This window comes from Bradyrhizobium sp. A5, from assembly GCF_042076515.1.
Lineage (GTDB): Bacteria > Pseudomonadota > Alphaproteobacteria > Rhizobiales > Xanthobacteraceae > Bradyrhizobium > Bradyrhizobium cosmicum.
This window is the reverse complement of sequence record NZ_CP148990.1, coordinates 6,748,842-6,773,853: the sequence shown is the minus strand read 5'-3', so window position 1 is coordinate 6,773,853 and position 25,012 is coordinate 6,748,842. Positions and strand designations below refer to the sequence as shown.

The following is a 25,012-nucleotide window of genomic DNA, read 5'->3' as shown; positions in this document are numbered from 1 at the left end:
CCTCGTGACCTAAGGATGAATTGATGGCGAAGAATTTCGCATCCACCGGCGATCTCTCCGAGAAGAAAATCACCTTCTCCGAGATTGGCCCCGATCTCTACGCCTTCACCGCCGAGGGCGATCCGAACACGGCGATCATCGTCGGCGACGACGGCTGCCTCGTGTTCGATGCGCAGTCGACGCCGGCGATGGCCAACAAGGTGATCGAGCGCGTCCGCACCGTCACCGACAAGCCGATCAAATATGTCGTGCTGTCGCATTATCACGCCGTGCGCGTGTTGGGGGCGTCCGCCTATAAGGCGCAAGGCATCGTGGCCTCGCAGGAGACCCATCGGCTGATCGCGGAGCGCGGCCAGCAGGATTGGGATTCCGAATACGGTCGTTTCCCCCGCCTGTTTCAGGATGCCGCCAGCATCCCGGGCCTGACCTGGCCGACTCTGACCTTCGAAGGCGAGATGTCGATCTATCTGGGGAAACGCGAAGTGCGCCTGATGCAGCTCGGCGCCGGCCACACCTCCGGCGACATCGTCGCCTGGGTGCCGGATGCCGAGGTCATGTTCTCCGGCGATCTCATCGAATATCACTCGGCCTGCTATTGCGGCGATGCGCATTTGCGGGAATGGCCGATGACGCTGAACGAGATCCGCAACTTCAATCCCAAGGCGATCGCGCCGGGTCGCGGCGATGCGCTCAAGGGCACAGCCACGGTGCGCGAAGCCATCGCGATGACGCGCGACTTCGTCACCTCGCTCTATGGGGCCGCCGAAATCTCCGTCGCCAGGGGGCGCACGCTGAAGGAGACGATGGCGGCGACGCGCGAAGTGATGGATCCGAAATTCCACAGCTTCGCCATCTATGAGCACTGCCTGCCGTTCAACGTGTCGCGCGCCTATGACGAAGCGTCGGGGATCGACGATCCCGTGATCTGGACCGACAAGCGCGACCAGGAAATGTGGGCCGCCCTGCAAGGAGGAGGATAGTCATGAACATCAATACCTCGCCTGATCAGATCATCCGCAGCTCGGCGCAGGTCACGCCAGGCTACATGTCAGGCTTCGGCAACAGCTTTGAGACCGAGGCGCTTCCGGGCGCCCTGCCGATCGGGCGCAACTCGCCGCAACGCTGCGCCTATGGCCTTTATGCCGAGCAGCTCTCGGGCTCGCCCTTCACTGCGCCGCGCGGCACCAACGAGCGCTCCTGGCTCTATCGCATCCGTCCATCGGTCAAGCACTCCGGACGTTTCGAGAAGGCCGATGATGGCTTGTGGCGCTCGGCGCCGTGCCACGAATACGATCTGCCGATCGCGCAATTGCGCTGGGACCCGGCGCCGATCCCGAAGGAGGACGTGACTTTCCTCGGGGGCGTGCAGACGATGACGACCGCGGGCGACGTCAACACGCAGGCCGGCATGGCCGCGCATGTCTATCTCATCACCAAGTCGATGGTGGACCAGCATTTCTACAATGCCGATGGCGAGCTGATGTTCGTGCTTCAGCAGGGCAATCTCCGCCTCGTCACCGAGTTCGGCCGCATCGACGCCGAGCCCGGCGAGATCGTGGTGATCCCGCGCGGCGTCAAATTCCGCGTCGAGATTCCGAGCGGACCGGCGCGCGGCTATCTCTGCGAGAACTATGGCGGCGCCTTCACGCTGCCGGAGCGCGGGCCGATCGGCGCCAATTGCCTCGCCAATGCGCGCGATTTCCTGACGCCTGTCGCCTATTACGAGGACAAGGACACGCCAACCGAGCTCTACGTGAAGTGGGGCGGCGCGCTGTTCAAGACGAATTTGCCGCATTCGCCGATCGACGTGGTTGCCTGGCACGGCAATTACGCGCCTTACAAATACGATCTGCGCACCTTCTCTCCGGTCGGTGCGATCGGCTTCGATCATCCCGATCCCTCGATCTTCACGGTGCTGACCTCGCCGTCGGAGACCGCGGGCACCGCGAATATCGACTTCGTGATTTTTCCAGAGCGCTGGATGGTCGCCGACAACACCTTCCGCCCGCCCTGGTATCACATGAACATCATGAGCGAGTTCATGGGTCTGATCTACGGTGTCTACGACGCCAAGCCGCAGGGCTTCGTACCGGGCGGCGTCAGCCTGCACAATTGCATGCTGCCGCACGGTCCCGACCGCGACGCCTTCGAGCATGCGAGCAATGGCGAACTCAAGCCGGTGAAGCTGACCGGCACCATGGCCTTCATGTTCGAGACCCGCTATGCGCAGAGGGTCACGGAGCATGCCGCGAAGTCGTCCACGCTTCAGGACGACTACGCGGATTGCTGGAAGGGTCTGGAAAAGCGGTTCGACCCGAACAGGCCGTAGTCAACTCCCACCGTCGTCATTCCGGGATGGCCTGAAGGGCCAGGCCCGGAATCCATAGCCACGATCGTGAGTATGGATTCCGGGCTCGCGCTCCGCGCGCCCCGGAATGACGGCGGAGCCCCTTTCAAGGAAATTCGGCAGGACACCAATGCCTCACCCCAACGATCCCAGCCTCCGCTCCTTCATCGAGGTCGATCCTGCCTCCGACTTTCCGATCCAGAATCTGCCCTATGGTGTGTTCTCGACCTCGGCAAATCCGACGCCGCGCGTCGGCGTGGCGATCGGCGATCACGTGCTCGATCTCTGGGCGCTGGAGCAGGATTCGCGGCTCGATGTCGGTCCGCTCGGGGTGTTCTCGGGGCCCTCGCTCAATCCGTTCATGGCGTTGGGGCCGAAGGTTTGGGCGAAGACGCGGGCGCGGATCAGCGAGCTATTGCGTCACGATCATCCGGAGCTGCGCGACAATGAAGAGCTGCGCAATTCGGCGTTAGTGCCGATGCGCGAGGCGAAGCTGCATCTGCCGTTCAACGTCTCCGGCTATACCGATTTCTATTCTTCCAAGGAGCACGCCACCAATGTCGGCGTGATGTTCCGCGGCAAGGACAACGCGCTGCAGCCGAACTGGCTGCATATGCCGATCGCCTACAACGGTCGCGCCTCAACCGTCGTCGTCTCCGGCACCGGGGTGAAGCGGCCGCGCGGGCAACTGAAGCCGCCGAATGTCGAGCTGCCGAGCTTCGGCCCGTGCAAGCGGCTCGATTTCGAGCTGGAGATGGGCGTCGTGGTCGGCCAGTCGTCGCCGATGGGCGGCATGCTGACGGAGCAACAGGCCGAGGAGATGATCTTCGGCTTCGTGCTGCTCAACGACTGGAGTGCGCGCGACATCCAGCAATGGGAATATGTGCCGCTCGGCCCGTTCCTGGCAAAAGCGTTTGCGACCTCGATCAGCCCCTGGGTGGTGACGCGCGAGGCGCTGGAGCCGTTCCGCCTGAAGGGGCCGGAGCAGGAGCCGGTGCCGCTCGACTATCTCAAGCAGACGAGACCCCAGAATTACAACGTTGAACTTGACGTCTCCTTGCGCCCCGGCGGCGCGAATGCTCCTACCAGCATCAGCCACACCAATTTCAAATACATGTACTGGTCCTCGGTGCAGCAGCTGATGCACCACGCCTCCTCGGGCTGTGCGATGAATGTCGGCGATCTCCTGGGCAGCGGCACCATCTCCGGCCCGGAGAAGGATCAACGCGGCAGCTTGCTCGAGATCAGCTGGAACGGCACCGAACCGGTCGAGCTTCCCGGCGGGGTCAAGCGCTCGTTTCTCGAAGATGGCGACAGCCTCGTCATGCGCGGCTGGTGCCAGGGCAACGGCTATCGCATCGGGTTCGGCGAGGTCGAGGGGACGATTCTGCCGGCGGAGTGATTGATCTTCGTCGTTCCGGGATGGTCCGAAGGACCAGACCCGGAACCTCGAGATTCCGGGTTCGATGCCGCGCATCGAGCCGGAATGGCGCCCTAAACTACCGCCTCTCCGGCGGGACATCCTTGATCTTCGCGCAATGCACCGCGACATCCTCCACGCTGTATTTCAAATGCACGCGCTTGTCCGACGGCACCTGTTTCGTCGTGCATACGCCCGGCCGCCATTCCTGCGTTGGCCTGATCGGGCGCGGCGCAAAGCCGCCACCGCAGTTCGGGCAGACGTTCGACAGCTTGGTCTCCACGCAGTCCGCGCAGAACGTGCATTCGTAGGAGCAGATCCGCGCATCCTTTGCATCAGGGGGCAGGTCGCGGTCGCAATATTCGCAGTTCGGTCGAAGCTGGAGGGCCATGGTTGAATCTCCGCAAGATGCCCTGATCATCGCAGACGGGGCGTGGCGCGCGAAGGCCGTAGTTCCCTCGATTTCAGCCAGCCTTCAAATCCTTCAGCGGCAGCCGCGAGCTCTCCTTCAGCCGATCGAGCACGATCGACGAGCGCACATGCGCTACGCTCTGGTGCGGCATCAAGACGTCATTGACGAGATTGGAGAGCCCCTTGAGGTCGCGCAGCACGGCCTTGAGCACGTAATCGGCGTCGCCCGTCAGCGAATAGGCCTCTTGGATCTCGTCGATGCGGTTGACCAGCGTGCGAAACCGCTTGGAATTGTCGGGCGAGTGGGTCGCGAGCCCCACCTGGATGAAGGCGATCACACCGAATCCGAGCGCTTCGCTGGAGAGATCGGCGTGGTACCCTGAGATCACCTTCTCCTCCTCCAGCCGCATCCGCCGCCGCGAGCATTGCGAAGCGGAAAGGCCTGCGATGTCGGCAAGCTCCTGGTTGGTGAGGCGGCCGTCATCCTGGAGCGCGGTCAAGATCTTGAGATCGAAGGCATCGACCGACATCATGCGCTATTTATCCATTTAATGCATAGATCGTGCATAGGATAGCCAATACGCGCCCCATTTGCACGCTCCTTGCGCGCCCAATGAAGGATAGTTCATGGCAACAGCAATCTGGAGAACACCATGGGTCCGTTTCCGCACGATGCACCGCCGGCCACGATCACCGCCGACAATCCGATGGGCACCGACGGGTTCGAGTTCGTCGAATACGCCCATCCCAATCCGGAAGAGCTGCACGCATTGTTCAAGCTGATGGGCTATGCGCCCGTCGCGCGCCACAAGAGCAAGCGGATCACCGTCTATCGCCAGGGCGACATCAACTATCTCGTCAACGAGGAGCCCGGCACCCACGGCCATGATTTCGTCGCCGCGCACGGCCCCTGCGCGCCGTCGATGGCGTTTCGCGTCGTCGATGCGAAGGCGGCCTACGACCGTGCGATTTCGCTCGGCGCGGAGCCTGCCGATGCTTCATCGGCGCAGAAGACGCTCGATGTGCCAGGGATCAAGGGCATCGGCGGCAGCCTGCTCTATTTCGTCGATCGCTTTGGCGCCAAGGGCTCGGCCTATGATGCCGAGTTCGAGTGGCTCGGCGCGCGCGACCCGCGTCCGGTCGGCGCGGGCCTGTTCTATCTCGATCACCTCACCCACAACGTCCATCGCGGCCGCATGGACGTGTGGACGGGCTTCTACCAAAAGCTCTTCAATTTCCGCCAGATCCGCTTCTTCGACATCGAGGGCCGCGCCTCCGGCCTGTTCTCGCGTGCGCTGACCAGCCCGGACGGCAAGATCCGGATCCCGATCAACGAGGACGCCAGCGATTCCGGCCAGATCGAGGAATATCTGAATATCTATCGCGGCGAAGGTATCCAGCACATCGCCTGCGGCTGCCGCGACATCTACGGCACGATCGAAGGCCTGCGTGCAGCCGGCTTGCCGTTCATGCCCTCGCCGCCAGAGACCTATTTCGAGCGGATCGACGCGCGCCTGCCCAAGCATGGCGAGGATCTCACCCGCCTGCAGAAGAACGGCATCCTGATCGACGGCGAAGGCGTGGTCGACGGCGGCCAGACCAAGGTGCTGCTGCAGATCTTCTCGGCGAACGCGATCGGCCCGATCTTCTTCGAGTTCATCCAGCGCAAGGGCGACGACGGCTTTGGCGAAGGTAACTTCAAGGCCTTGTTCGAATCGATCGAGGAGGACCAGATTCGGCGCGGGGTGCTGAAGGTGGATACGGCGGCTTAGGTCGCACTGCCGTAGGGTGGGCAAAGCGAAGCGTGCCCACCACGTCTTTCATAACTTTGAAAAACGGTGGGCACGGCGCTTTGCGCCTTTGCCCACCCTACGCAATCTTTGCCGCAGCTCGATCTATCGCTTCCACGCGCTCGTCACCGCGCCGATCTCCGCTCCCTCCGGCTCACGCACTGACGACGGCGTTCGCGAGAACCTTGGCGCCGGCGCGGGCTGCTTCACGCCGTGGCGCTCGACGAAGACGTTGCGGGCGACCATGTGCGGATGCTCGGTCGCCTCAGACATGGTCAGGACCGGCGCGAAGCAGATGTCGGTGCCTTCCATGATCTTGCACCAGTCCTCGCGCGTCTTGCTCTTGAAGACGGCCTTCAACTTCTCCTTCAGCGCGGGCCAGGCCTTGGGGTCCATCTGCGCGTCGAAATCGGCGTCGGTGAGGCCTGCGTGCTCGCGCAGCAGCGCGTAGAATTGCGGTTCGATCGAGCCGATCGAGACGAAATGGCCGCAGGCGCATTCATAGACGCCGTAGAAGTGAGCGCCGCCGTCCAGGAAGTTCCGGTTGCGGCCTTCGGTCCAGCGGCCGAGCGTTTTCATGTCGAAGAAGAACGACATCAGCGATGCCGCGCCGTCGCACATCGCTGCATCGACAACCTGGCCCTTGCCGGACTTCTGCGCTTCGAGCAGCGCCGCGAGCACGCCGACGACGAGATAGAGCGCGCCGCCGCCGAAATCGCCGACCAGGTTGAGCGGCGGCACCGGGGCCTCCTTGGTGCCGATCGCGGCGAGCGCGCCGGTGATCGAGATGTAGTTGATGTCATGGCCTGCAGCGTTGGCGAGCGGGCCTTCCTGGCCCCAGCCGGTCATGCGGCCGTAGACGAGTTTCGGGTTGCGCGCGAGCACGACATCAGGGCCGAGCCCGAGCCGCTCCATCACGCCGGGGCGAAAGCCTTCGACCAGCGCGTCGGCATTCGCAAGCAGGTCGAGCACCTGCGCAATCGCCGCCTTGTCCTTGAGGTCGAGCTCGATCACCTTGCGGCCGCGGCCCGCCACCGACTTCATGCTCTTTTCGCACCGACGCGGTCGAGCGTGACGACATCGGCGCCCATGTCGGCCAGCATCATGCAGGCAAACGGACCGGGTCCGATGCCGGCGAATTCGACGACGCGGAAACCGGAGAGCGGGCCGGAGGTGCGGACGGAAGCGGTCTGGGCTGGTTTGTCGAGCACGTTGTTGTTTCCTCGGGTCGCGGGCGTATGCCAGATGTTCTGGCAAATGCCTCTGACGTTCCTCTGCGGGGCGAGTTAATTGGCTGATTAACTTTTCCCGCCTTCGCGCCAGCGAGGCAAGCGCTTTTCATGCATGGGCGCATAATAAAAGCGGCGCGCATTGCTGCGCGCCGCGGAGGATTTGTGTTGAGACGCTAGAGCGCGACGCTGCGTCGCGCTTGAGCTAGGCGATCAGCCGGCGGCGGCCACCGCGCGCTGCGCCATCACCTTGATCAGGTTCGCGCGATACTCCGCCGTGCCGTGGATGTCGGCCAGCAGATTGCTCGCCGAAATGCTGACGCCATCGATCGCCGATGGCGACCAGTTCGCCTTCAGCGCCGCTTCGATCGCGGGCACCCGCATCACGCCGCTCTGCGAGGCGCCGGTGGCGGCAACACGAACCTCGCCTGACTTCGTCTTTGCGACGAAGACGCCGGTGAGCGCGAAGCGCGAGGCCGGATGCCGCATCTTCTCGTATCCGGCCTTCTCCGGAACCGGGAACGACACGGCTGTGATGATCTCGCCGTCTTCGAGGGCCGTGGTGAACAGGCCCTTGAAGAAATCCTCCGCCGCAATCGACCGCTTGTTGGTCTTCACGGTGGCGCCGAGCGCGAGCAGGGCGGCGGGATAATCCGCGGCGGGATCGTTGTTGGCGATCGAGCCGCCGATCGTGCCGCGATAGCGCACCGCGGGGTCGCCGAGCACCGAGGTGAGATAGGTGATCGCGGGGATCGCCTTCTTCACGTCGGCATTCTGCATGATATCGAAATAGGTCGTGCCGGCCTTGATGGTCAGCACGTCGCCCGAGAGCTCGACACCCTGCAGCTCCTTGATCTTGCCGAGGTCGATCACATCGGAGGGGCTGGCGAGGCGCTGCTTCATCACCGGCAGCAGCGTCTGGCCGCCTGCGAGGAACTTTGCTTCGCTGCCCTTGGCGAACAGGCTTACGGCTTCGTCGACGGAGGAAGCGCGATGATAAGTGGTCTGGTACATCTTTGATGTTCCTCTTAAGCCGCGTGGATCGTGCGCCACACCCTGTCAGGGGTTGCGGGCATTTCCAAATTGTTCGTGCCGATCGCATCCGTGATCGCGTTGATCACGGCCGCGGAGGCGCCGATCGCGCCGGCCTCACCGCAACCCTTGATGCCCAAGGGATTGCCCGGACACAGCGTCGTGGTGTGGGAGAGATTGAACGACGGCACATCGTCGGCGCGGGGCATGGCGTAGTCCATGAACGAGGCCGTGACCGGCTGGCCGCTGGCGTCGTAGATCGCGTGTTCCAGTAGCGCTTGCCCGATGCCTTGCACAAGGCCGCCATGAACCTGGCCTTCGACGATCATCGGGTTGATCAGCCGGCCGAAATCATCGGCCGCGACGAAGTTGACGAAGGAGGTCTTGCCGGTGCCGGGATCGACCTCGAGCTCGCAGATATATGTACCGGCCGGGAAGGTGAAGTTGGTCGGGTCGTAGAAGGCGCTTTCCTTCAGGCCCGGCTCCATCCCGTCAGGCAGATTGTGCGCGGTGTAGGCCGCCAGCGCGACCATCGGCAGTGCGATCGCCTTGTCGGTTCCGGTCACCTTGAACTCGCCATTCTCGATGACGATGTCGGCTTCGGAGGCTTCCAGCGCGTGCGCCGCGATCTTCTTGGCCTTGGATTCCATCTTCTCCATCGCCTTCAGGATCGCGGTGAGACCGACAGCCGCCGAGCGCGAGCCGTAGGTGCCCATGCCGAACTGCACCTTGTCGGTGTCGCCATGGACGATCGAGACCTGGCTGATGGGAATGCCGAGGCGTTCCGAGACCAGCTGGCAGAAGGTGGTCTCGTGGCCCTGGCCGTGGCTGTGCGAGCCGGTGAGGATCTCGATGGTGCCGACCGGGTTGACGCGCACTTCGGCCGATTCCCACAGGCCGACGCCGGCGCCCAGGCTGCCGACGGCCTTCGACGGCGCGATGCCGCAGGCCTCGATGTAGCAGGACACGCCGATGCCGCGCAGCTTGCCGTCGGCTTTTGCCTTGGCTTTGCGGGCAGCGAAGCCGGCATAGTCGATCGCCTTCATCGCGGCGTCGAGCGAGGCATTAAAGTCGCCGACGTCATAGGCCATGATCACGGGCGTCTGGTGCGGAAACTCGGTGATGAAGTTCTGCCGGCGCAGCGCGGTCGGATCGACCTTCAACTGCCGCGCCGCCGTCTCCATCAGGCGTTCGATCAGATAGCTCGCCTCGGGGCGGCCCGCGCCGCGATAGGCGTCGACCGGCGTGGTGTTGGTGTAGACGCCGATCACCTCGGCATGGATTGCCGGGATGTTGTACTGGCCCGACAGCAGCGTCGCGTAGAGATAGGTCGGGACCGACGACGAGAACAGCGACATGTAGGCGCCGAAATTGGCGTAGGTCTTCACCTTCAGGCCGGTGATCTTGTTGTTGGCGTCGAACGCCATCTCGGCATGGGTCACATGGTCGCGGCCATGCGCGTCGGTGAGGAAGGCTTCGGTGCGGTCGCCGGTCCACTTCACGGGACGGCCGACCTTCTTCGAGGCCCAGAGCGCCACCATCTCCTCGGGATAGATGAAGATCTTCGAGCCGAAACCGCCGCCGACGTCGGGTGCGATCACGCGCAGCTTGTGCTCGGGGGCGATGTTGTAAAACGCCGACAGCACGAGGCGGGCGACGTGCGGGTTCTGCGAGGTCGTGTAGAGCGTGAAGTGCTCTTCCGCCTCGTCGTAATCGGCGATCGCCGCGCGGGGTTCCATCGCGTTCGGCGCGAGGCGGTTGTTGGTGACGTCGAGCTTCACGACATTGGCGGCCTTCGAGAACGCGGCATCCGTCGCGCCTTCGTCGCCGATCACCCAGTCATAGACCTGGTTGCCGGGAGCTTCGGGATGCAGCTGCACCGCGCCGGCCTTGATGGCGGCGTGGACGTCGGCGACCGCGGGAAGTTCCTCATAATCGACGACGACTGCTTCGGCCGCGTCGCGCGCCAAATTCTTGCTGTCGGCGATCACGACCGCGACGGCCTGACCGACGAAGCGCACCGTTTCCGGCGCCATCGCCGGCCAAGCGCCCATCTTCATCGGGCTGCCGTCCTTGGACGTGATGGCCCAGCCGCAGATGAGGTTGCCGACCTTGTCGTCGACGATCTGCTGGCCGGTGAGCACCGCGACCACGCCCGGCATCTTCAGCGCGGCGGAGGAGTCGATTCCCTTCACCTTGGCGTGCGCGTGCGGACTGCGGATGAAATGGGCATGGGTCATGCCCTGCAATTTGATGTCGTCGACGTAGCGGCCCTTGCCGGTAATGAAACGCTTGTCTTCCTTGCGCACGACTCGCGCGCCGATGCCTTCAACACCCATTGTCTGGTCCTCCCGACCGGAATTGTCTTGACTGCGCTTTCCCTCGAAAGCGGCAGCGGTTGTTCTTTTTTCGAGGCGAGCCGCTTTACTCGGCCGCCTGCGAGACCTTCATGCGTCCGGCCGCGTCCAGCACGGCCTTGACGATGTTGTGGTAGCCGGTGCAGCGGCAGATATTGCCTTCGAGCTCGTGGCGGACGGTAGCCTCGTCGAGCTGGCCGCCGTGACGCTGAACGATGTCGATCGCCGACATGATCATGCCGGGCGTGCAATAGCCGCACTGCAGGCCGTGATTGTCGCGGAAGGCGGCCTGCATCGGGTGCAGCTCGTCGCCCTTGGCGATGCCTTCGATGGTGGTGATGTTGGCGCCGTCAGCCTGGCCCGCCAGCATGGTGCAGGATTTCACTGCCTTGCCGTCGACGTGGACGATGCAGGCGCCGCACTGGCTGGTGTCGCAGCCGACATGGGTCCCGGTGAGATTGAGGGTATCGCGCAGAAGCTGGACCAGCAGCGTGCGGTCCTCGACATCGACAGCAACGGCCTTGCCGTTCACCGTCAGTTTGACTGTAGACACGGAATATACCTCCCGGGGATTGATTTTGATTGTTTCTAATTAGAGACCGCCGCCCCCGGACTTTGCAACTAGGATTTTGGTCGCCCCGGTCATGGAAAGGTCATTGATCCGGTTGCGGGTGCAATGATTTGCCTTCGGGACTGTCCGGTGGCATGGCCGCCGGGGTGGGATGCCAGCCATCAGCGGGGCCGGTCGGCCTTTGGCCGATGAAGCCCAGGATTGCACCGGGCCTGCCGAATTTACCGCCCTTTATCCATTGTGCCCTAGTTTTGCGCAGCCGGGTTTGGAGGCGGGGCGCCTCCGAGCCACGGCTGAATAGAATAAATGGGGGTTGGGAATGTCCGGGCGTACCGCGTCGCCGTTGAAGCGTACAATATTTCCAACACTCCGGTTCCGCGCCAAGATCATTCTGGGCTTCGCCGCAGTGCTGGTGATCTCCGCCGGCAGCATGGCTTTCGCCTATTTCGGCTTCGAACGGGTTTCGGCCGGGGTCGGGTCCTACCGTAGCAGCGTTTCGGAGGCCGACCTCGCCCGCAACATCGACCGCGAGCTGCTGGCCTACCGCTCGGCCGTGAAATATTTCGTCGTCACCGGCAAGGAGGACGACGCCAAGGCGGCGCAGGACGCTCAGGCCAACCTGAAGAACGCCATCGACGAGGCCGTCAAGAGCGCCAAGCAGCCGGCGCGGCAGGATGGCCTCAACAAGCTCGCCAAGGAGTTCTCCAATTTCTCGACTACGTTTGCAAAGGTTCTTCAGGCCAAGCGCGACAGCACGCTGCTGGTCCAGAACCAGCTCATGCGCAATGCCAACCTCTTGAAATACAAGCTCGACGACATCGGCAACAACGCCTCCGATTCCGAGGCGCAGGCGATCGAGTTCGGCACCAAGCAGGTCAACGCCCAGTTCCAGACCGCGAGCGCCGCGGCGACCAATTTCGTGCTGACGTCCGACCAGGCGATCGCGACCAGCGCGCTGGCGCGGCTGAAATTCGTCGAGAACTCGCTCGGCGCAATCTATTCCATGGACGACAAGATCGTCGCCGGGCTGAAGGACGCCAAGGCGCTGCTCGTCGCCTATCGCGAATCGCTGGAGAAGCTGATCGCAAATGCCAAGCTGGTCGATGGACTCGTCACCGAGATGACCGGTTCGGCTGGTGCGATCCTCCAGGGCGCCACCGCCATGAAGGCGGACCTCGTCGCCGAGCAACAGCGGCTGGATTCCGAATCGGAAGCGACCATCGGGAAGACCGAGCAACTGGTGCTGATGCTGGCCTTTGGCGGTACGCTGCTCGGCGTGATCCTCGCCTTCCTGCTCGGCACCGGCATCTCGCGTCCGATGATCGCGATGTGCAAGGCGATGCGCGAGCTGGCCTCGGGTAATTTCGACGTCGTGCTGCCGGGTTTGGGGCGCAAGGACGAGATCGGCGAGATGGCCGGCGCGGTCGAGGAGTTCAAGGTTCAGGCCGTCGCCAAGGCCGAGCGTGACGCCGCCGCCAGTGAAGCCCAGAACAAGGAGGCGAGCGCCGCGCGCCGCTCCGAGCTGATTCGCTTTGCCGATGATTTCGAGAGCGCGGTAGGTGCCATCGTCTCCAACGTCTCGGCGTCGGCCGTGCAACTCGAATCGGCCGCGTCCACGCTGACCCGCACCGCCGAGACCACGCAGAGCCTGTCGAGCCAGGTCGCCGACGTGTCCGAACAGGCTTCTTCGAACATGCAGTCGGTTGCGACCGCGACCGAAGAGCTCTCGGCCTCGGTCGAGGAGATCGGCCGCCAGGTCCGTGACTCCAGCCGCATCGCCGAAGCCGCCGTGGTGCAGGCCAAGGAGACCGACAGTCGCATCGGCAAGCTCTCGCACGCCGCCCAGCAGATCGGCGAAGTCGTCAAGCTCATCACCGCGATTGCCGAGCAGACCAATCTTCTCGCGCTCAACGCCACCATCGAGGCGGCGCGCGCAGGCGAAGCCGGTCGCGGCTTCGCTGTGGTCGCAAGCGAAGTGAAGTCGCTGGCGAGCCAGACGGCGAAGGCGACGGACGAAATTTCATCGCACATCACCGGCATGCAGGGTGCGACGGCCGAATCGGTCGCCGCGATCAAGGAGATCGGCGCGACCATCGGCCAGATCTCGTCGATCTCGACCTCGATCGCCAGCGCCGTCGAGCAGCAGGGCGCGGCGACGCAGGAGATCGCACGCAGCGTCCAGACCGTCGCGCAGGGTACCCAGACCGCGGCCACCGACATCGGCCAGGTCAACCGCGGCGCCGCCGAGACCGGCTCGGCCTCGGAGGAGGTTCTGAACTCCGCCAAAACCCTCTCCAGCGAGAGCACGCGCTTGCGTGCCGAGCTCGATCGCTTCATGGGGAATATCCGGGCGGCATAAGGCTGCATTTTACTGCGTCTGCTCCAGCCGGATTTTCAGCATTGCTCGCGGGCGGCCCTCCCCGCGTCACCTAACCGCAAGTTGCGGCGCCGTAAATTTACCGCCGCTTATCCTTTGCCAATTACCGTGCGTACGAGTCGGGGAGCAGGCTGCTCCCAGGCTGCGCCTGGTTTTCCGCGAATGGAATGGGGTGGGGAATGTCCGCCAAGTCGAAGCCGAACAAATGGAAGCTGCTCACCTTGCGTTTTCGCGCAAAAATCATCCTCGGTTTCGTGGCGGTGCTGGCCATCCTCGCCGTCAGCATGGCTTTCGCCTATTTCGGCTTCGAGCGAATCGCCGGCGCCGTGGCCTCCTACCGCACCAGCGTGGCCGAAGCTGACCTCGCGCGGACGGTCGATCGCGATCTGATCGCCTACCAGGGGCTGGCCCGGGCCTACACACTTACCGGCGCGGTCGATGACGAGACCGCGGCCAAGGCGGCCGAAGAGAATCTGAAGGGCGCGATCACCAAGTCGATGGCCGCGACCACCGGCGCCGCGCGCCGCGAGCAGGTCGGCAAGCTCGAGGCCGAGTTCCAGCGCTTCACGAAGGTGTTCAGCGAGATCATCACGCTGACGCGCGAGAACAACAGGATCGCGACCGACGAGCTCAATAGCGTCGGCAACAAGATCCGCTTCAAGTTCGACGATCTCGCCGATACCGCGGCCCTGGCCGGCCTGAACTCGGTTCAGACCACGGCCAAGGACGTCACCTCGCAATATCTGGCGGTCTCCACCTCGGTGAGCGCCTTCGTCGCCAAGCCGGAGCCGAAGACCGCCGACGGTGTGATCGCCCGCATCAAGTTCCTGGAGACCCTGCTGGTCTCGATCTATGCCAACGACCAGAAGATCAGCGACCGCGTCACCGAGATCGGCAATCTCCTGAAGCAGTACCGCGCCTCCTTCTCGAAGCTGACCGAAAACGTGAAGATCATCGTCAAGTCGAATGGCGAGATGACCAAGACGGCGGGGACCATCCTGAAACTCTCGGCCGAGCTGCGGTCGGACCTGACCGCCGATCAGCAGCGCATCGAAGTGAGCGCCAACGCCACCATCGTCGACACCGAGCATCTGATGCTGATGCTGGCGCTGGGCGGCCTCGCCGTCGGCGCGGTGCTGGCCCTGATGCTCGGCAACGGTATCTCGCGTCCGATGATCGCGATGTGCAAGGCGATGCGTGAGCTGGCCTCGGGTAATTTCGACATCGTGCTGCCGGGTTTGGGGCGCAAGGACGAGATCGGCGAGATGGCCAGCGCGGTCGAGGAGTTCAAGGTTCAGGCCGTCGCCAAGGCGGAGCGCGACGCTGCCGCCAGCGAAGCTCAGAATAAGGAGCAGGAGGCCGCACGTCGCTCCGAGCTGATTCGCTTTGCCGATGATTTCGAAAGCGCCGTCGGTGCCATCGTCTCCAACGTCTCGGCTTCCGCCGTGCAACTCGAATCGGCCGCGTCCACGCTGACCCGCACCGCCGAGACCACGCAGAGCCTGTCGAGCCAGGTCGCCGACGTGTCCGAACAGGCTTCTTCGAACATGCAGTCGGTTGCGACCGCGACCGAAGAGCTCTCGGCCTCGGTCGAGGAGATCGGCCGCCAGGTTCGCGATTCCAGCCGCATCGCCGAAGCCGCCGTGGTGCAGGCCAAGGAGACCGACGGCCGCATCGGCAAGCTCTCGCACGCCGCCCAGCAGATCGGCGAAGTCGTCAAGCTCATCACCGCGATTGCCGAGCAGACCAATCTTCTCGCGCTCAACGCCACCATCGAGGCGGCGCGCGCAGGCGAAGCCGGTCGCGGCTTCGCTGTGGTCGCAAGCGAAGTGAAGTCGCTGGCGAGCCAGACCGCGAAGGCGACGGACGAGATTTCCTCGCACATCACCGGCATGCAGGGTGCCACCGCCGAATCGGTCGCCGCGATCAAGGAGATCGGCGCGACCATCGGCCAGATCTCGTCGATCTCGACCTCGATCGCCAGCGCTGTCGAGCAGCAGGGCGCTGCGACGCAGGAGATCGCACGCAGTGTCCAGACCGTTGCGCAGGGTACCCAGACCGCCGCCACCGACATCGGCCAGGTCAACCGCGGCGCCGCCGAGACCGGCTCGGCCTCGGAGGAGGTTCTGAACTCCGCCAAAACCCTCTCCAGCGAGAGCACGCGCTTGCGTGCCGAGCTCGACCGCTTCATGGGCACGATTCGGGCGGCGTGAGGCTCAGGCCGAGACTCATTCCCTCCCGAAGGCCCGTTTCAGCTCCGCCTTCGCCCGTTCCAGCCGCGTGCGCTGCGCCTTTGGCAGCGTCTTGCCCGCGCGGTTGATGTAAAAGGTCAGCATCGACAGCGCCGAGCGATAGGCGCCGGTCTTGCGGCGTGAGCTGCGCTCGGCCGAGTGCTTGAGCGAGGCGGCGATCTTCCTCGCGCTGGTCAGCTTGAACACACCTTGCTTGAGGTCGAGCGCGTCGCTCTCCTTTGTCACGCGCTGCGACCAGCGCTTTGGCGCATCACGCTTCGCGCTCTTGCGGGTCGTCGTGCTGCGACCTGTGCTTGTCGTACGGCGCGCTGTCTTGTGCCCGCCCCGCTTTTTCAAATGTGTCGTCTTTCTGACATGAGCCATGCGTCAACTCCTTGCGGCTCCATGGAAAACAGGCAGCCTCCCGCGCCGTTCCTGCGGGAACCTGCCCTTGCCGCAGACGTTGTCGCAGGTGGCAGGCGGAATGCCGCACCCGCGTGATCGGAACAACCCTGTCCACGTCATGTGAAGCGGGGCCGCTTTCATTTGGTCAAACCCAAAACGTGATGGAATTGCAGCAAAGCCCGGCGCTGAACTATGGATCTGACGTCTCGATGGCGGCCGCGGCCGATCGCATCATCGAGACCAGCATTCCTGCGCGGCTCGATGCGCTGCCGTGGAGCGGCTTTCACACCCGCGTCGTGCTGGCGCTTGGCATCACCTGGATTCTCGATGGGCTCGAGGTGACGCTGGCCGGTGCGCTCTCGGGCGCGCTGAAGCAGAGTCCCACGCTGCACTTCTCCAATCTCGATCTCGGTATCGCCAACTCTGCCTATCTTGCGGGTGCGGTGCTCGGTGCACTCGGCTTTGGCTGGCTCACCGATCGCATCGGCCGCAAGAAGTTGTTTTTCATCACGCTCGCGCTCTATCTGTCGGCGACAGCCGCGACAGCCTTCTCCTGGAGTGTCGCGAGCTACGGGCTGTTTCGTTTTCTCACCGGCGCCGGCATCGGCGGTGAATACACCGCGATCAACTCGACCATCCAGGAACTGGTGCCGGCGCGCTATCGCGGCTGGACCGATCTGGTCATCAACGGCAGCTTCTGGATCGGCGCGGCGATGGGCGCAGTGGCGGCCATCGTGCTGCTCGATCCCGGCGTGATCGGTCCCGATCTCGGTTGGCGGTTGGCCTATCTCATCGGCGCGAGCATCGGCCTCGTCGTACTGCTGATGCGGATGTGGATTCCGGAAAGTCCGCGCTGGCTGATGATCCACGGCCATCTCGATCAGGCCCACGAGATCGTCGACGAGATCGAACGCTCGGTGATTGGGCACGATCAGGATGCGAGTGACGGACGCTTCGCCAAAATCCGCCTGAAGATGCGCGACCATACGCCGATCAGGGAGGTCGCGCACACGCTGTTCTCCGCCTATCGCAAGCGTGCGCTGGTCGGCCTCGTGCTGATGAGCGCGCAGGCGTTCTTCTATAACGCGATCTTCTTTACTTTCGCGTTGGTGCTGACGGACTTCTACGGGATCAGCGCCGATCATGTCGGCTGGTATCTGCTGCCCTTCGCCGCCGGGAATTTCCTCGGCCCGCTGCTGCTCGGCCGGTTGTTCGATACGCTCGGCCGCCGTGTCATGATCATGTTCACCTATGGCATGTCGGGCGTGCTGCTGGCGTTGTCGGGTTATCTGTTCTCGATAGGGGCGCTGAGCGCACAGGGGCAGACCGTCGCCTGGATGGTGATCTTCTTTTTTGCGTCGCCCGCCGCGAGCGCGGCTTATCTCACGGTCAGTGAGACCTTCCCTCTGGAAGTTCGCGCACTGGCGATCGCGGTGTTCTATGCGGTCGGCACCGGCATCGGCGGCGTCGCGGGGCCCGCGCTGTTCGGCGTACTGATCGACACGGGATCGCGCAACAGCGTGTTCGCCGGCTATTTGCTGGGGGCGTCTTTGATGATCGCGGCTGCGATCGTGGGATGGCGCTATGCCGTCGCCGCGGAACGAAAAACACTCGAACAAATCGCGCGGCCGCTCGCCTTTATGGAGTAAGCTCATGAAATCGGAACTGGCGGAAATGCCGATGGTCGACCAACAAGCCGGGCGCAACGACAATGAGAGGCCGGAATCGGTGCCGGTGCCGCATGCGCTCGTCCCGCATCTCCACGAGACCGCGATCCTGCTCGACATCGACGGCACGCTGCTCGACCTGATGCCGACGCCGCGCGAAGTGTGGGTGCCGCCGGGCCTGTCGGAGACGTTGAGCCGGCTGACCGAACGCACATCCGGCGCGCTGGCGATGGTCAGCGGCCGCTCGCTCAACGACATCGACCTGATCTTCGCGCCCGAGGTGTTTCGCGCGGTCGCAGGTCACGGCGCGGAGATGCGCCTGTCGGTGGGCAACGAGGCTGACGAGGTGAACGCGCCGCCGATGGACAAGGAGTTGAAGCGACGACTCGCTGCGGTCGCAAAGCTCAGCCCCGGGATCCTGCTCGAGGACAAGGGCTATTCGCTGGCGCTGCACTATCGCCTCGCGCCCCATGCGGAGAAGGCGATCTATGAAGCGGTCTCGCTGATACGCGCCGACCTGCCCAATGCGCCGATCGAGGTGCTGCCCGGCAAGTTCGTCTGCGAGATCAAGCATTCCGGCTTCACCAAGGCGACCGGCGTGCGCGAATTGATGAAGCACGAGCCGTTCAGGGGACGCCGCCCGATCTTCATCGGCGACGACGTCACCGATGAAACCGTGTTCGCGATCATGCCTGACATGAACGGCCTCTCCTTCTCGGTCGGCCGCCGCGCCATCGGCGTCGATGGCCACTTCGATGCGCCGAGCGATGTACGCGCGTTCCTGGCACGGCTGCTCGACGACACAAGGTTGGAATAAGGCGTCGTCACCCCGCAGCCACATTGTCGTTCGCGAAACTCCTGCGAGCGCGCAATTCATGCTGCGCATCTCGGCCGGAAAAACCGCCTTTGTCGAGCTATATCGCCGGGTTCCGTCGATGGAAAACTGGTTCCAACGCGCATGCCTGATTTTGGTTTCAATCGGTAGAAATGATGACAGGAACCATATTGATGAACGGCAGTTAAATGGGGTGGAATGAACAGGAGGGGACGACCTGTGAACTTGATCGTCGTTTCAAATCGAGTTGCGCGCGGTAAACCCAACGAGCCGATGACGGGCGGCCTCGCTGCGGCCTTGCTTCCCGTCGTGGAAAATTCAGGTGCGATCTGGGTGGGTTCCTCCGGCCGCGTGCGCGACGGCCATCAGAAAGAGCCGTTCGCCGAGATCGAAGCACTCGGCTCGGGCGCGATCGCGACGTTGGATCTGCCGGCGGCGCATTACGGCGGCTATTATGAAGGCTTTGCCAATTCGGCGCTGTGGCCGGCGCTGCACTCGCGCAGCGATCTGATCCGGGTCTCGCGCGACGACTATGTCAGCTACCGCGAGGTCAACGCGTTCATGGCGCGCGCCTTGATGCGCTTCCGGAAAGACCAGACCGCGTTCTGGGTGCAGGACTATCATTTCCTGGCGCTCGGCGCGGAGTTGCGCGATCTCGGCGTCGATGATCCGATCGGCTTCTTCCTGCACACGCCCTGGCCCGTGGCTACGGTGATGCAGGGCGTGCCCAATCATCGCGAGCTGGTCACGGCGATGCTGGCTTATGATCTCCTCGGTTTCCAGACCGGCGAGGATTGCCAGAATTTTCTCGGCTATGCCGGCGGCGAACTTGGTCTCACCGTCGAGGATGGCGTCGTCATCTCGCAGAACGGCCGCACCCGTTGCGAAGTCTTCCCGATCGGCATCGATGCCGAGAAGTTTGCGCAATATGCCGCGAAGTCCGCCTCGCATCCGGACGTGTCGCGGTTGCGCCGCAGCCTCAACGGCGAACGGCTCGCGATCGGCGTCGACCGGCTCGATTATTCCAAGGGCCTCGTCAACCGTATCAGTGCGTTCGACCGGCTCTGGACCGAGCATCCGCAGTTCGCACGCAGCATCTCGCTGCTCCAGATCGCCAACCCGTCGCGCGGCGCGATCGAGGCGTATGGCAATCTGCAGAACGACGTCGCCCGGCTCGTCAGCGACGTCAACGGCCGCCATGGCGAAGTCGACTGGACGCCGATCCGCTACCTCAACAAGGGTTTTAGCCAGGCCGTGCTCGCGGGCCTTTACCGCACCGCGCAGGTCGGCGTGGTGACGCCGCTGCATGACGGCATGAATCTGGTCGCCAAGGAATATGTCGCCGCGCAAAACCCGGCCGACCCCGGCGTGCTGGTGTTGTCGAAGTTCGCGGGCGCCGCCAACGAGCTCGACACCGCGTTGCTGGTCAATCCGCACGACATCGACGGCATGGCCCGCGCGATCGCGGTCGCCGCCGCGATGCCGCTGACCGAGCGCAAGATGCGCTGGGAAGCGATGATGAAGAAGCTGCGCGGCCACACCATCCAGCAATGGTCGGCGGATTTCGTCGCGGAGCTGGAAAAGTGCCGGACCGAGAAGGCCGCAGTAGCCCCGCTGGCCGCCCAGCCGCCGCAGGCGCTGCGCTGGCTGAAGTCGGCGATTTCCGGTGTAAGGCTGATTTAGTTCTGTTCTCCCTCGCCCCATTCTTACGGGGAGAGGGGGAACGAGATCCTCAATAGCAATAAGACACGCCGTCCAGGATCGCGCATTGCCGCTTGTTCGGCGCGTTCGGATCATCCAGCGGCACGATGCCCTTGCCCTGGCCGACGAACACGCCGGGCCCGACATGCACCGAGCTCTTGTTGCCGATGATCACACTCTGATGCGGCGTCGAGCTCGATCGCGTCCCGTCGGGCCAGAGAATGGCATCGCCCGAAAGCATCCCGCGCCTTCCGTCGTCGCAGCTCACATCGACGCCCTGCCGGGTGCAGACCTGCGCCAGCGCGGGCCCGGCGAAGGCGGAGCCAAGAGCCGAAATCAAGCCCAGAGCAGCTATCGTCTTGCAGATGGTCATGGCGTCCCCGGTCGTGGTTGATGGCCTCGAGTGAATCGTCGCGCCATACCCGCCTCGGGTTCAGCCAAAGATCGGTTCCGTTGCCTCGACGTGCGCCATATATTCTCTTTAAAATACAATGGCTTGCGGAAAATTCGTCCGATTTCCCTGCGATCCCTTGCAAAATCCCCGGCGCCCCTTCAAGAGAGGGCGCTCCGGAGAGATGGCCGAGTGGCTTAAGGCGCACGCTTGGAAAGCGTGTGTGCGGGAAACCGTACCGTGGGTTCGAATCCCACTCTCTCCGCCATCAGCCCACCCAGCCACGATATTTCAGGCTGTCGGTACCGTTCCTCCATCGATGACATATTCGGTGCCCGTGATTGCACTGGCGCGTGGCGAAACGAGGAACGCGATGAGGTTGGCGACCTCGCGTGGGCTCGCCGGCCGACCGAGCGGAATGCCGCCGAGCCCCTGCATGATCATCGCTTTGCTGCTTTCGTAGTCCGTGCCGGCCTCTGCGGCGAGACGCTTAACGAAATGGACGGCAGCTTCGGTCTCGACCCAGCCTGGCGAAACGCGAACGACGCGGACTCCCTTTGGAGTCATCTCCTTCGAGAGGCTCTTGCTGTAGGTGGAGAGCGCCGCCTTCGCGGCCGCATACGCGGTCGTCGATTGCGGAAGCGGCAGCTGATGTTGGATCGATGTCACATGGATGATGACGCCGGAGCCTTGCGCGATCATCGTTGGCAGCAGCGCGCGATCGAGCCGAACCGCCGGCATGAGGTTGAGATTCATCTCACGCTCCCATGCATCGTCGTCAATGACGGCAAAACCACCTGCCGGCGTGCTCGAACCGCCGACGACGTTGACGACGATATCGATGCCACCAAGCAGATCGAGAACGCCTTTGGCGACACGCGCACAGCCCTGGCCTGTGGTCAGATCTGCGGCAATGCAGCTAACGCCGGGCGCAGACGTCGCCGGGACGGAGCGCGCCGTCGTCACGACGAGCGCGCCGGCCTGGTGCAGGGTTTCGACAACGGCAGCGCCGACGCCTTTCGTGCCGCCCGTGACGAGAACACGACGGCCGCGCAGTTCGAGGTCGAAATTCATGCCACGATCTCCAAATGGGCGATCTTGTCGCCTTCAAGAATGAAGCTGTAGCGCAGGTCGACCGGACTGCCGGGGAAGTTACCTGTGACGCGACTTGTCACGATCGTCCTCTCCGTGTCCTCCACGACGGCGAAGGGTTCGCTGACATAGGTGTATTTGGTGGACGCTTCCGCCTTCCAGCGACGGATCGCCTCGCGGCCGGCGTGGGTCTTTCCCTCATCTTTCACGACGGCGCCCTCGGTGAAGCAATCCGCAATGCTGGCGCGCTCCGTGCGGTCGGCGGCAAAATAGGCGGCAATAGGCTGTGGCAAGGTGACGGACATGGAAACTTCCCTCATGGCGCGTGGACCGTCCCGGTGACGGCGTTGCATGGCATGAGAGCTCGTCCTAAACTTGCCAGATGGCAAGAACGGACGAAAAAGTAAGGTACTCACCCGAAGGTAAGCAGTCTTCCGGCTACACCCGCGAAACAGCGGCTGAAGGCGTTGAACAGGCATTGAAGCTGCTCGAAGGGCGATGGAAGCTGACCATTCTCTTCCACCTGTTCGGTGGCAGGGTGCTGCGCTTTTCGGATCTCGAACGCGCCATCCCGGCGGTGTCCCAGAAGATGCTGATCCAACAATTGCGGCAGATGGAGCAGGGCGGCATCGTGCGCCGGATCGTCCACCATCAGGTGCCCCCGAAGGTCGAATACGCGCTGACGGATTGGGGGCAGGCGCTGTGCCCGGCGCTCGACGCGCTACTCACCTGGGCCGGACAGCGGAAGCCAGTTGGCGTTGCGAACGCGGCCGGAAACGACAGCGACGGCAGATGACGCGCGCAGCGCGCGGCCTCACTTCACCACCCTCCACCTCCCATCCCCCGCACGCTTCAGCGCCGGATCGCTCACCCGCACATGCTCCGCCAGAAAATCGATGAACGCGCGGACGCGCGCGGGCAGTGGTGCGGTGTGGCCGACATAGACGGCGTGGATGTCTTCGCGGTCACCGGGATTGTAGTTTTGCAGCACAGGCACGAGGCGGCCGGCTTCGATGTCGGGGCCGATGTGGAAGAGGGCGAGGCGGGCGAGCCCAACGCCGCCGAGTGCGAGCCGGCGTGCGGCTTCGCCGTCGCTGGCGCGCGCGGCGGGCGGCGGCCCAGCCTCTTCGGAATGGTCGCCGCGCTTGAACGGCCAGCCACGGATCGAGCGCGGAAAGGTCCAGCCGATGCCGCGGTGATCGGCGAGATCCGCTGGCGTCTTTGGTGTGCCCCAGCGCGCCAGATAATCCGGTGCGCCGACCACGACCATACGACTGCTGCCGAGCTTTCGTGCGACGAGGCGTGAGGCGCGCAGCGGTCCGACCCGGATGGCGACATCGGCGCGCTCCTGCATCAGGTCGATCAGCGTGTCGGTCAGCACCAGATCGAGCGTGACGTCGGGATGCTGTTCGAGGAAGCGCGGGATCAGGGGCATCACATGCAGCATGCCGAAGGGGACGTTGCTGTTCACGGTGAGGCGGCCACGCGGAGTGGCGCCTGAGGCGGCTTCGCGCTCCGCTTCCTCCATCTCGGCGAGGATGCGCACCGCGCGCTGATAGAAGGCCTGGCCTTCCTCCGTCAGCGTGAGCTTGCGCGTGGTGCGGTTGATCAGCCGCGAGCCGAGCCTCGCTTCCAGCCGCGAGATCAGCTTGCTGACGCCTGACGGCGTCAGGCGTAGTTTCCGCGCGGCCTGGGTGAATCCGCCGAGATCGACGATGCGGACGAAGACCTCCATCTCGGCGGAGCGGTTGGTGTCGAAACGGGCCATGTTGAATTCACGTCACAAATGATTGGATTGCGGACATTCTAATGCTTTTGCCGCGGCGCAGCTATCTGCGTGGCTCGTCTCATCCCTTGGAGCCACGCATGCCTCCCGCCGTTCTTGCCCTCACCGCCGGTGCCTTCGGCATCGGCACCACCGAATTCATCATCATGGGCCTGCTGCTCCAGGTCGCCGCCGACATGCACGTCTCCGTGCCGGTCGCGGGCCTGCTCATCTCCGGCTATGCACTCGGCGTGTTCGTCGGCGCCCCCGTGCTGACCCTGGCGACGCGGCGGATGCCGCGGAAAACCGTGCTGCTGGCGCTGATGGCGATCTTCACGCTGGGCAATGCCGCCTGCGCGCTGGCGCCGAACTACGAATTGCTGATGGCCGCGCGCGTGCTGACGTCGCTCGCTCACGGCACCTTCTTCGGCGTCGGCTCGGTGGTGGCTACCAGCCTCGTCGCGGAGGACAAGCGGGCCTCCGCCATTGCCACCATGTTCATCGGCCTGACGGTCGCAACCCTCCTCGGCGTGCCCTTCGGCGCATGGTTCGGCCTGATGCTCGGCTGGCGCGCGGCGTTCTGGGCGGTGACGGTGATCGGCGTGGTCGCCTTTGCCGTGGTGGCCGCATTCGTGCCCGGCCATGTCGGCAACGGCGATAAGCGGATCTCGCTCGCTGAAGAAGTGGCCGTGCTCGCCCGTCCGCAGGTGCTGCTCGGCCTTGCCATGACCGTGTTCGGCTTCGCCGGCCTGTTCGTCGTCTTCACCTACATCCAGCCGATCCTGACCCGCTTCACCGGCTTCTCGGAAGCTGCGGTCTCGCCGATCCTGCTGGTATTCGGTGCAGGTCTTGCGATCGGCAATGTCGCCGGTGGCAAGCTCGCCGATCGCGGCCTTGCACGCGCCCTGATCGGCACGCTCGCGGCGCTCGCCATCGTGCTGCTTGGTCTCGCCGCCGTGCTGTCGGTCAAGATCGCGGCCGTCGCGCTAATCCTGCTGCTCGGCATCGCGGCCTTCGCGACGGTCGCGCCGCTCCAGCTTCGCGTGCTCGAAGCCGCCGGCCCGAGCAGCCGCACGCTCGCCTCCAGCCTCAACATCGCCGCGTTCAATCTCGGCAACGCGCTCGGTGCATGGGCCGGCGGCGTCACCATCGATCGGGGGTTCGGCCTCTCCGCGCTGCCTCTGGTCGCCATCACGGCCGTCGGCCTCGCGCTGGCGCTGTGGAGCCTCCAGCTCGACCGCAGGCAGGCCGCTGTCGCTGCATGCCCGGCGGAATAGCCGGCTGCGACTTTCGCCGGGGCACCGGCTGCTGACGATTCGTCGCATTGGCAGCTGCCGCCAACGCGCCATGCAGAAACGCACCTGTACACGGTCGCGTGACCTCCATAACCT

22 protein-coding genes, 1 tRNA gene and 1 pseudogene are annotated in these 25,012 nt (G+C 64.0%); 13 read left to right on the top strand and 11 right to left on the bottom strand.

What is annotated here, in order from left to right:
• The first annotated feature begins 23 nt into the window (after positions 1 to 23).
• The 3 genes from WHZ77_RS32045 (at position 24) to fahA (ending at position 3,749) form a co-directional block, all read left to right on the top strand.
• On the top strand, positions 24 to 980 hold the full coding sequence (locus WHZ77_RS32045) for an MBL fold metallo-hydrolase (protein WP_375311582.1): 957 nt from the start codon (positions 24 to 26) through the stop codon (positions 978 to 980).
• Between the two features lie 2 nt (positions 981 to 982).
• Positions 983 to 2,329: a homogentisate 1,2-dioxygenase gene (gene hmgA / locus WHZ77_RS32040; protein ID WP_375311581.1), complete on the top strand. Its 1,347-nt coding sequence runs from the start codon at positions 983 to 985 to the stop codon at positions 2,327 to 2,329.
• 148 nt (positions 2,330 to 2,477) lie between these two features.
• Positions 2,478 to 3,749 (top strand): fumarylacetoacetase, encoded by a 1,272-nt coding sequence (gene fahA, locus WHZ77_RS32035; protein ID WP_375311580.1) that lies wholly within the window; start codon positions 2,478 to 2,480, stop codon positions 3,747 to 3,749.
• Positions 3,750 to 3,846: 97 nt separating this feature from the next.
• Here the strand turns inward: fahA and WHZ77_RS32030 are convergent, their stop codons facing one another.
• Together WHZ77_RS32030 and WHZ77_RS32025 are read right to left on the bottom strand one after the other, a co-directional pair.
• Positions 3,847 to 4,158 carry a DUF1272 domain-containing protein gene (locus tag WHZ77_RS32030; RefSeq protein ID WP_375311579.1) on the bottom strand — a complete coding sequence of 104 codons (312 nt, stop codon included), beginning with the start codon at positions 4,156 to 4,158 and terminating at the stop codon, positions 3,847 to 3,849.
• A 73-nt stretch (positions 4,159 to 4,231) separates the two neighbouring features.
• Positions 4,232 to 4,711 (bottom strand): Lrp/AsnC family transcriptional regulator, encoded by a 480-nt coding sequence (locus WHZ77_RS32025; RefSeq protein ID WP_375311578.1) that lies wholly within the window; start codon positions 4,709 to 4,711, stop codon positions 4,232 to 4,234.
• Positions 4,712 to 4,831: 120 nt separating this feature from the next.
• Here WHZ77_RS32025 and hppD point away from each other — a divergent pair, with 120 nt between their 5' ends.
• Complete coding sequence (gene hppD, locus WHZ77_RS32020; protein ID WP_375311577.1) at positions 4,832 to 5,950, top strand: 4-hydroxyphenylpyruvate dioxygenase; 1,119 nt, start codon at positions 4,832 to 4,834, stop codon at positions 5,948 to 5,950.
• Positions 5,951 to 6,073: 123 nt separating this feature from the next.
• Here the strand turns inward: hppD and WHZ77_RS32015 are convergent.
• The 4 genes and pseudogenes from WHZ77_RS32015 to WHZ77_RS32000 all read right to left on the bottom strand — a co-directional run bounded on the left by WHZ77_RS32015 (position 6,074) and on the right by WHZ77_RS32000 (position 11,139).
• Positions 6,074 to 7,071, bottom strand: a pseudogene (locus tag WHZ77_RS32015) (CaiB/BaiF CoA transferase family protein).
• 339 nt (positions 7,072 to 7,410) lie between these two features.
• On the bottom strand, positions 7,411 to 8,211 hold the full coding sequence (locus tag WHZ77_RS32010) for an FAD binding domain-containing protein (RefSeq protein ID WP_375311576.1): 801 nt from the start codon (positions 8,209 to 8,211) through the stop codon (positions 7,411 to 7,413).
• 14 nt (positions 8,212 to 8,225) lie between these two features.
• The gene (locus WHZ77_RS32005) at positions 8,226 to 10,568 is read right to left on the bottom strand and encodes a xanthine dehydrogenase family protein molybdopterin-binding subunit (RefSeq protein WP_375311575.1); all 2,343 of its coding nucleotides are present in this window, start codon (positions 10,566 to 10,568) and stop codon (positions 8,226 to 8,228) included.
• An 85-nt stretch (positions 10,569 to 10,653) separates the two neighbouring features.
• On the bottom strand, positions 10,654 to 11,139 hold the full coding sequence (locus WHZ77_RS32000; protein WP_375311574.1) for a (2Fe-2S)-binding protein: 486 nt from the start codon (positions 11,137 to 11,139) through the stop codon (positions 10,654 to 10,656).
• A gap of 337 nt (positions 11,140 to 11,476) precedes the next feature.
• Between WHZ77_RS32000 and WHZ77_RS31995 the strand changes: the two genes are divergently transcribed.
• Together WHZ77_RS31995 and WHZ77_RS31990 are read left to right on the top strand one after the other, a co-directional pair.
• Positions 11,477 to 13,516 (top strand): methyl-accepting chemotaxis protein, encoded by a 2,040-nt coding sequence (locus WHZ77_RS31995; RefSeq protein WP_375311573.1) that lies wholly within the window; start codon positions 11,477 to 11,479, stop codon positions 13,514 to 13,516.
• Positions 13,517 to 13,713: 197 nt separating this feature from the next.
• A complete protein-coding gene (locus WHZ77_RS31990; protein ID WP_375311572.1) occupies positions 13,714 to 15,747 on the top strand; it encodes a methyl-accepting chemotaxis protein in 2,034 nt (677 codons plus the stop codon).
• 15 nt (positions 15,748 to 15,762) lie between these two features.
• Here WHZ77_RS31990 and WHZ77_RS31985 read toward each other — a convergent pair whose 3' ends face one another.
• Positions 15,763 to 16,149, bottom strand: a complete 387-nt coding sequence (locus WHZ77_RS31985) for a DUF3175 domain-containing protein (RefSeq protein WP_375311571.1) — start codon at positions 16,147 to 16,149, stop codon at positions 15,763 to 15,765.
• A gap of 182 nt (positions 16,150 to 16,331) precedes the next feature.
• On the opposite strand from WHZ77_RS31985, the gene WHZ77_RS31980 reads away from it, so the two are divergent.
• From WHZ77_RS31980 to WHZ77_RS31965, 4 genes are read left to right on the top strand one after another with little or no spacing between them, the layout of a single operon-like run.
• A complete protein-coding gene (locus WHZ77_RS31980) occupies positions 16,332 to 17,819 on the top strand; it encodes an MFS transporter (RefSeq protein ID WP_375311570.1) in 1,488 nt (495 codons plus the stop codon).
• Positions 17,820 to 17,823: 4 nt separating this feature from the next.
• The gene (gene otsB, locus WHZ77_RS31975) at positions 17,824 to 18,654 is read left to right on the top strand and encodes a trehalose-phosphatase (RefSeq protein ID WP_375311569.1); all 831 of its coding nucleotides are present in this window, start codon (positions 17,824 to 17,826) and stop codon (positions 18,652 to 18,654) included.
• 58 nt (positions 18,655 to 18,712) lie between these two features.
• Positions 18,713 to 18,874, top strand: coding sequence for a hypothetical protein (locus WHZ77_RS31970; protein WP_375311568.1), 162 nt, complete (start codon positions 18,713 to 18,715; stop codon positions 18,872 to 18,874).
• Between the two features lie 17 nt (positions 18,875 to 18,891).
• The gene (locus WHZ77_RS31965; protein WP_375311567.1) at positions 18,892 to 20,355 is read left to right on the top strand and encodes a trehalose-6-phosphate synthase; all 1,464 of its coding nucleotides are present in this window, start codon (positions 18,892 to 18,894) and stop codon (positions 20,353 to 20,355) included.
• A 49-nt stretch (positions 20,356 to 20,404) separates the two neighbouring features.
• Here WHZ77_RS31965 and WHZ77_RS31960 read toward each other — a convergent pair whose 3' ends face one another.
• Positions 20,405 to 20,746, bottom strand: coding sequence for a hypothetical protein (locus tag WHZ77_RS31960; protein WP_375311566.1), 342 nt, complete (start codon positions 20,744 to 20,746; stop codon positions 20,405 to 20,407).
• 196 nt (positions 20,747 to 20,942) lie between these two features.
• Here WHZ77_RS31960 and WHZ77_RS31955 point away from each other — a divergent pair.
• A tRNA-Ser gene (locus tag WHZ77_RS31955) sits at positions 20,943 to 21,032 on the top strand.
• A 23-nt stretch (positions 21,033 to 21,055) separates the two neighbouring features.
• Here the strand turns inward: WHZ77_RS31955 and WHZ77_RS31950 are convergent.
• Together WHZ77_RS31950 and WHZ77_RS31945 are read right to left on the bottom strand one after the other, a co-directional pair.
• The gene (locus WHZ77_RS31950) at positions 21,056 to 21,838 is read right to left on the bottom strand and encodes an SDR family oxidoreductase (protein ID WP_375311565.1); all 783 of its coding nucleotides are present in this window, start codon (positions 21,836 to 21,838) and stop codon (positions 21,056 to 21,058) included.
• On the bottom strand, positions 21,835 to 22,161 hold the full coding sequence (locus tag WHZ77_RS31945) for a nuclear transport factor 2 family protein (RefSeq protein ID WP_375311564.1): 327 nt from the start codon (positions 22,159 to 22,161) through the stop codon (positions 21,835 to 21,837). The genes WHZ77_RS31950 and WHZ77_RS31945 overlap by 4 nt, the downstream gene beginning before the upstream one ends.
• 77 nt (positions 22,162 to 22,238) lie before the next feature.
• On the opposite strand from WHZ77_RS31945, the gene WHZ77_RS31940 reads away from it, so the two are divergent.
• Entirely contained in the window at positions 22,239 to 22,652 is a 414-nt protein-coding gene (locus WHZ77_RS31940) for a winged helix-turn-helix transcriptional regulator (protein WP_375311563.1), read from the top strand.
• Positions 22,653 to 22,670: 18 nt separating this feature from the next.
• On the opposite strand, the gene WHZ77_RS31935 is transcribed toward WHZ77_RS31940, so the two are convergent.
• Complete coding sequence (locus tag WHZ77_RS31935; RefSeq protein ID WP_375311562.1) at positions 22,671 to 23,624, bottom strand: LysR family transcriptional regulator; 954 nt, start codon at positions 23,622 to 23,624, stop codon at positions 22,671 to 22,673.
• 98 nt (positions 23,625 to 23,722) lie between these two features.
• On the opposite strand from WHZ77_RS31935, the gene WHZ77_RS31930 reads away from it, so the two are divergent.
• Positions 23,723 to 24,898, top strand: a complete 1,176-nt coding sequence (locus tag WHZ77_RS31930; protein WP_375311561.1) for an MFS transporter — start codon at positions 23,723 to 23,725, stop codon at positions 24,896 to 24,898.
• Positions 24,899 to 25,012: the final 114 nt, after the last annotated feature.

Coding starts and splice junctions, on each gene's coding strand:
- WHZ77_RS32045 (WP_375311582.1), top strand. CDS start 24: ATGGCGAAGAATTTCGCATCCACCGGCGATCTCTCCGAGAAGAAAATC.
- hmgA (WP_375311581.1), top strand. CDS start 983: ATGAACATCAATACCTCGCCTGATCAGATCATCCGCAGCTCGGCGCAG.
- fahA (WP_375311580.1), top strand. CDS start 2,478: ATGCCTCACCCCAACGATCCCAGCCTCCGCTCCTTCATCGAGGTCGAT.
- WHZ77_RS32030 (WP_375311579.1), bottom strand. CDS start 4,158: ATGGCCCTCCAGCTTCGACCGAACTGCGAATATTGCGACCGCGACCTG.
- WHZ77_RS32025 (WP_375311578.1), bottom strand. CDS start 4,711: ATGATGTCGGTCGATGCCTTCGATCTCAAGATCTTGACCGCGCTCCAG.
- hppD (WP_375311577.1), top strand. CDS start 4,832: ATGGGTCCGTTTCCGCACGATGCACCGCCGGCCACGATCACCGCCGAC.
- WHZ77_RS32010 (WP_375311576.1), bottom strand. CDS start 8,211: ATGTACCAGACCACTTATCATCGCGCTTCCTCCGTCGACGAAGCCGTA.
- WHZ77_RS32005 (WP_375311575.1), bottom strand. CDS start 10,568: ATGGGTGTTGAAGGCATCGGCGCGCGAGTCGTGCGCAAGGAAGACAAG.
- WHZ77_RS31995 (WP_375311573.1), top strand. CDS start 11,477: ATGTCCGGGCGTACCGCGTCGCCGTTGAAGCGTACAATATTTCCAACA.
- WHZ77_RS31990 (WP_375311572.1), top strand. CDS start 13,714: ATGTCCGCCAAGTCGAAGCCGAACAAATGGAAGCTGCTCACCTTGCGT.
- WHZ77_RS31985 (WP_375311571.1), bottom strand. CDS start 16,149: ATGGCTCATGTCAGAAAGACGACACATTTGAAAAAGCGGGGCGGGCAC.
- WHZ77_RS31980 (WP_375311570.1), top strand. CDS start 16,332: ATGGAATTGCAGCAAAGCCCGGCGCTGAACTATGGATCTGACGTCTCG.
- otsB (WP_375311569.1), top strand. CDS start 17,824: ATGAAATCGGAACTGGCGGAAATGCCGATGGTCGACCAACAAGCCGGG.
- WHZ77_RS31970 (WP_375311568.1), top strand. CDS start 18,713: ATGCTGCGCATCTCGGCCGGAAAAACCGCCTTTGTCGAGCTATATCGC.
- WHZ77_RS31960 (WP_375311566.1), bottom strand. CDS start 20,746: ATGACCATCTGCAAGACGATAGCTGCTCTGGGCTTGATTTCGGCTCTT.
- WHZ77_RS31950 (WP_375311565.1), bottom strand. CDS start 21,838: ATGAATTTCGACCTCGAACTGCGCGGCCGTCGTGTTCTCGTCACGGGC.
- WHZ77_RS31945 (WP_375311564.1), bottom strand. CDS start 22,161: ATGTCCGTCACCTTGCCACAGCCTATTGCCGCCTATTTTGCCGCCGAC.
- WHZ77_RS31940 (WP_375311563.1), top strand. CDS start 22,239: ATGGCAAGAACGGACGAAAAAGTAAGGTACTCACCCGAAGGTAAGCAG.
- WHZ77_RS31935 (WP_375311562.1), bottom strand. CDS start 23,624: ATGGCCCGTTTCGACACCAACCGCTCCGCCGAGATGGAGGTCTTCGTC.
- WHZ77_RS31930 (WP_375311561.1), top strand. CDS start 23,723: ATGCCTCCCGCCGTTCTTGCCCTCACCGCCGGTGCCTTCGGCATCGGC.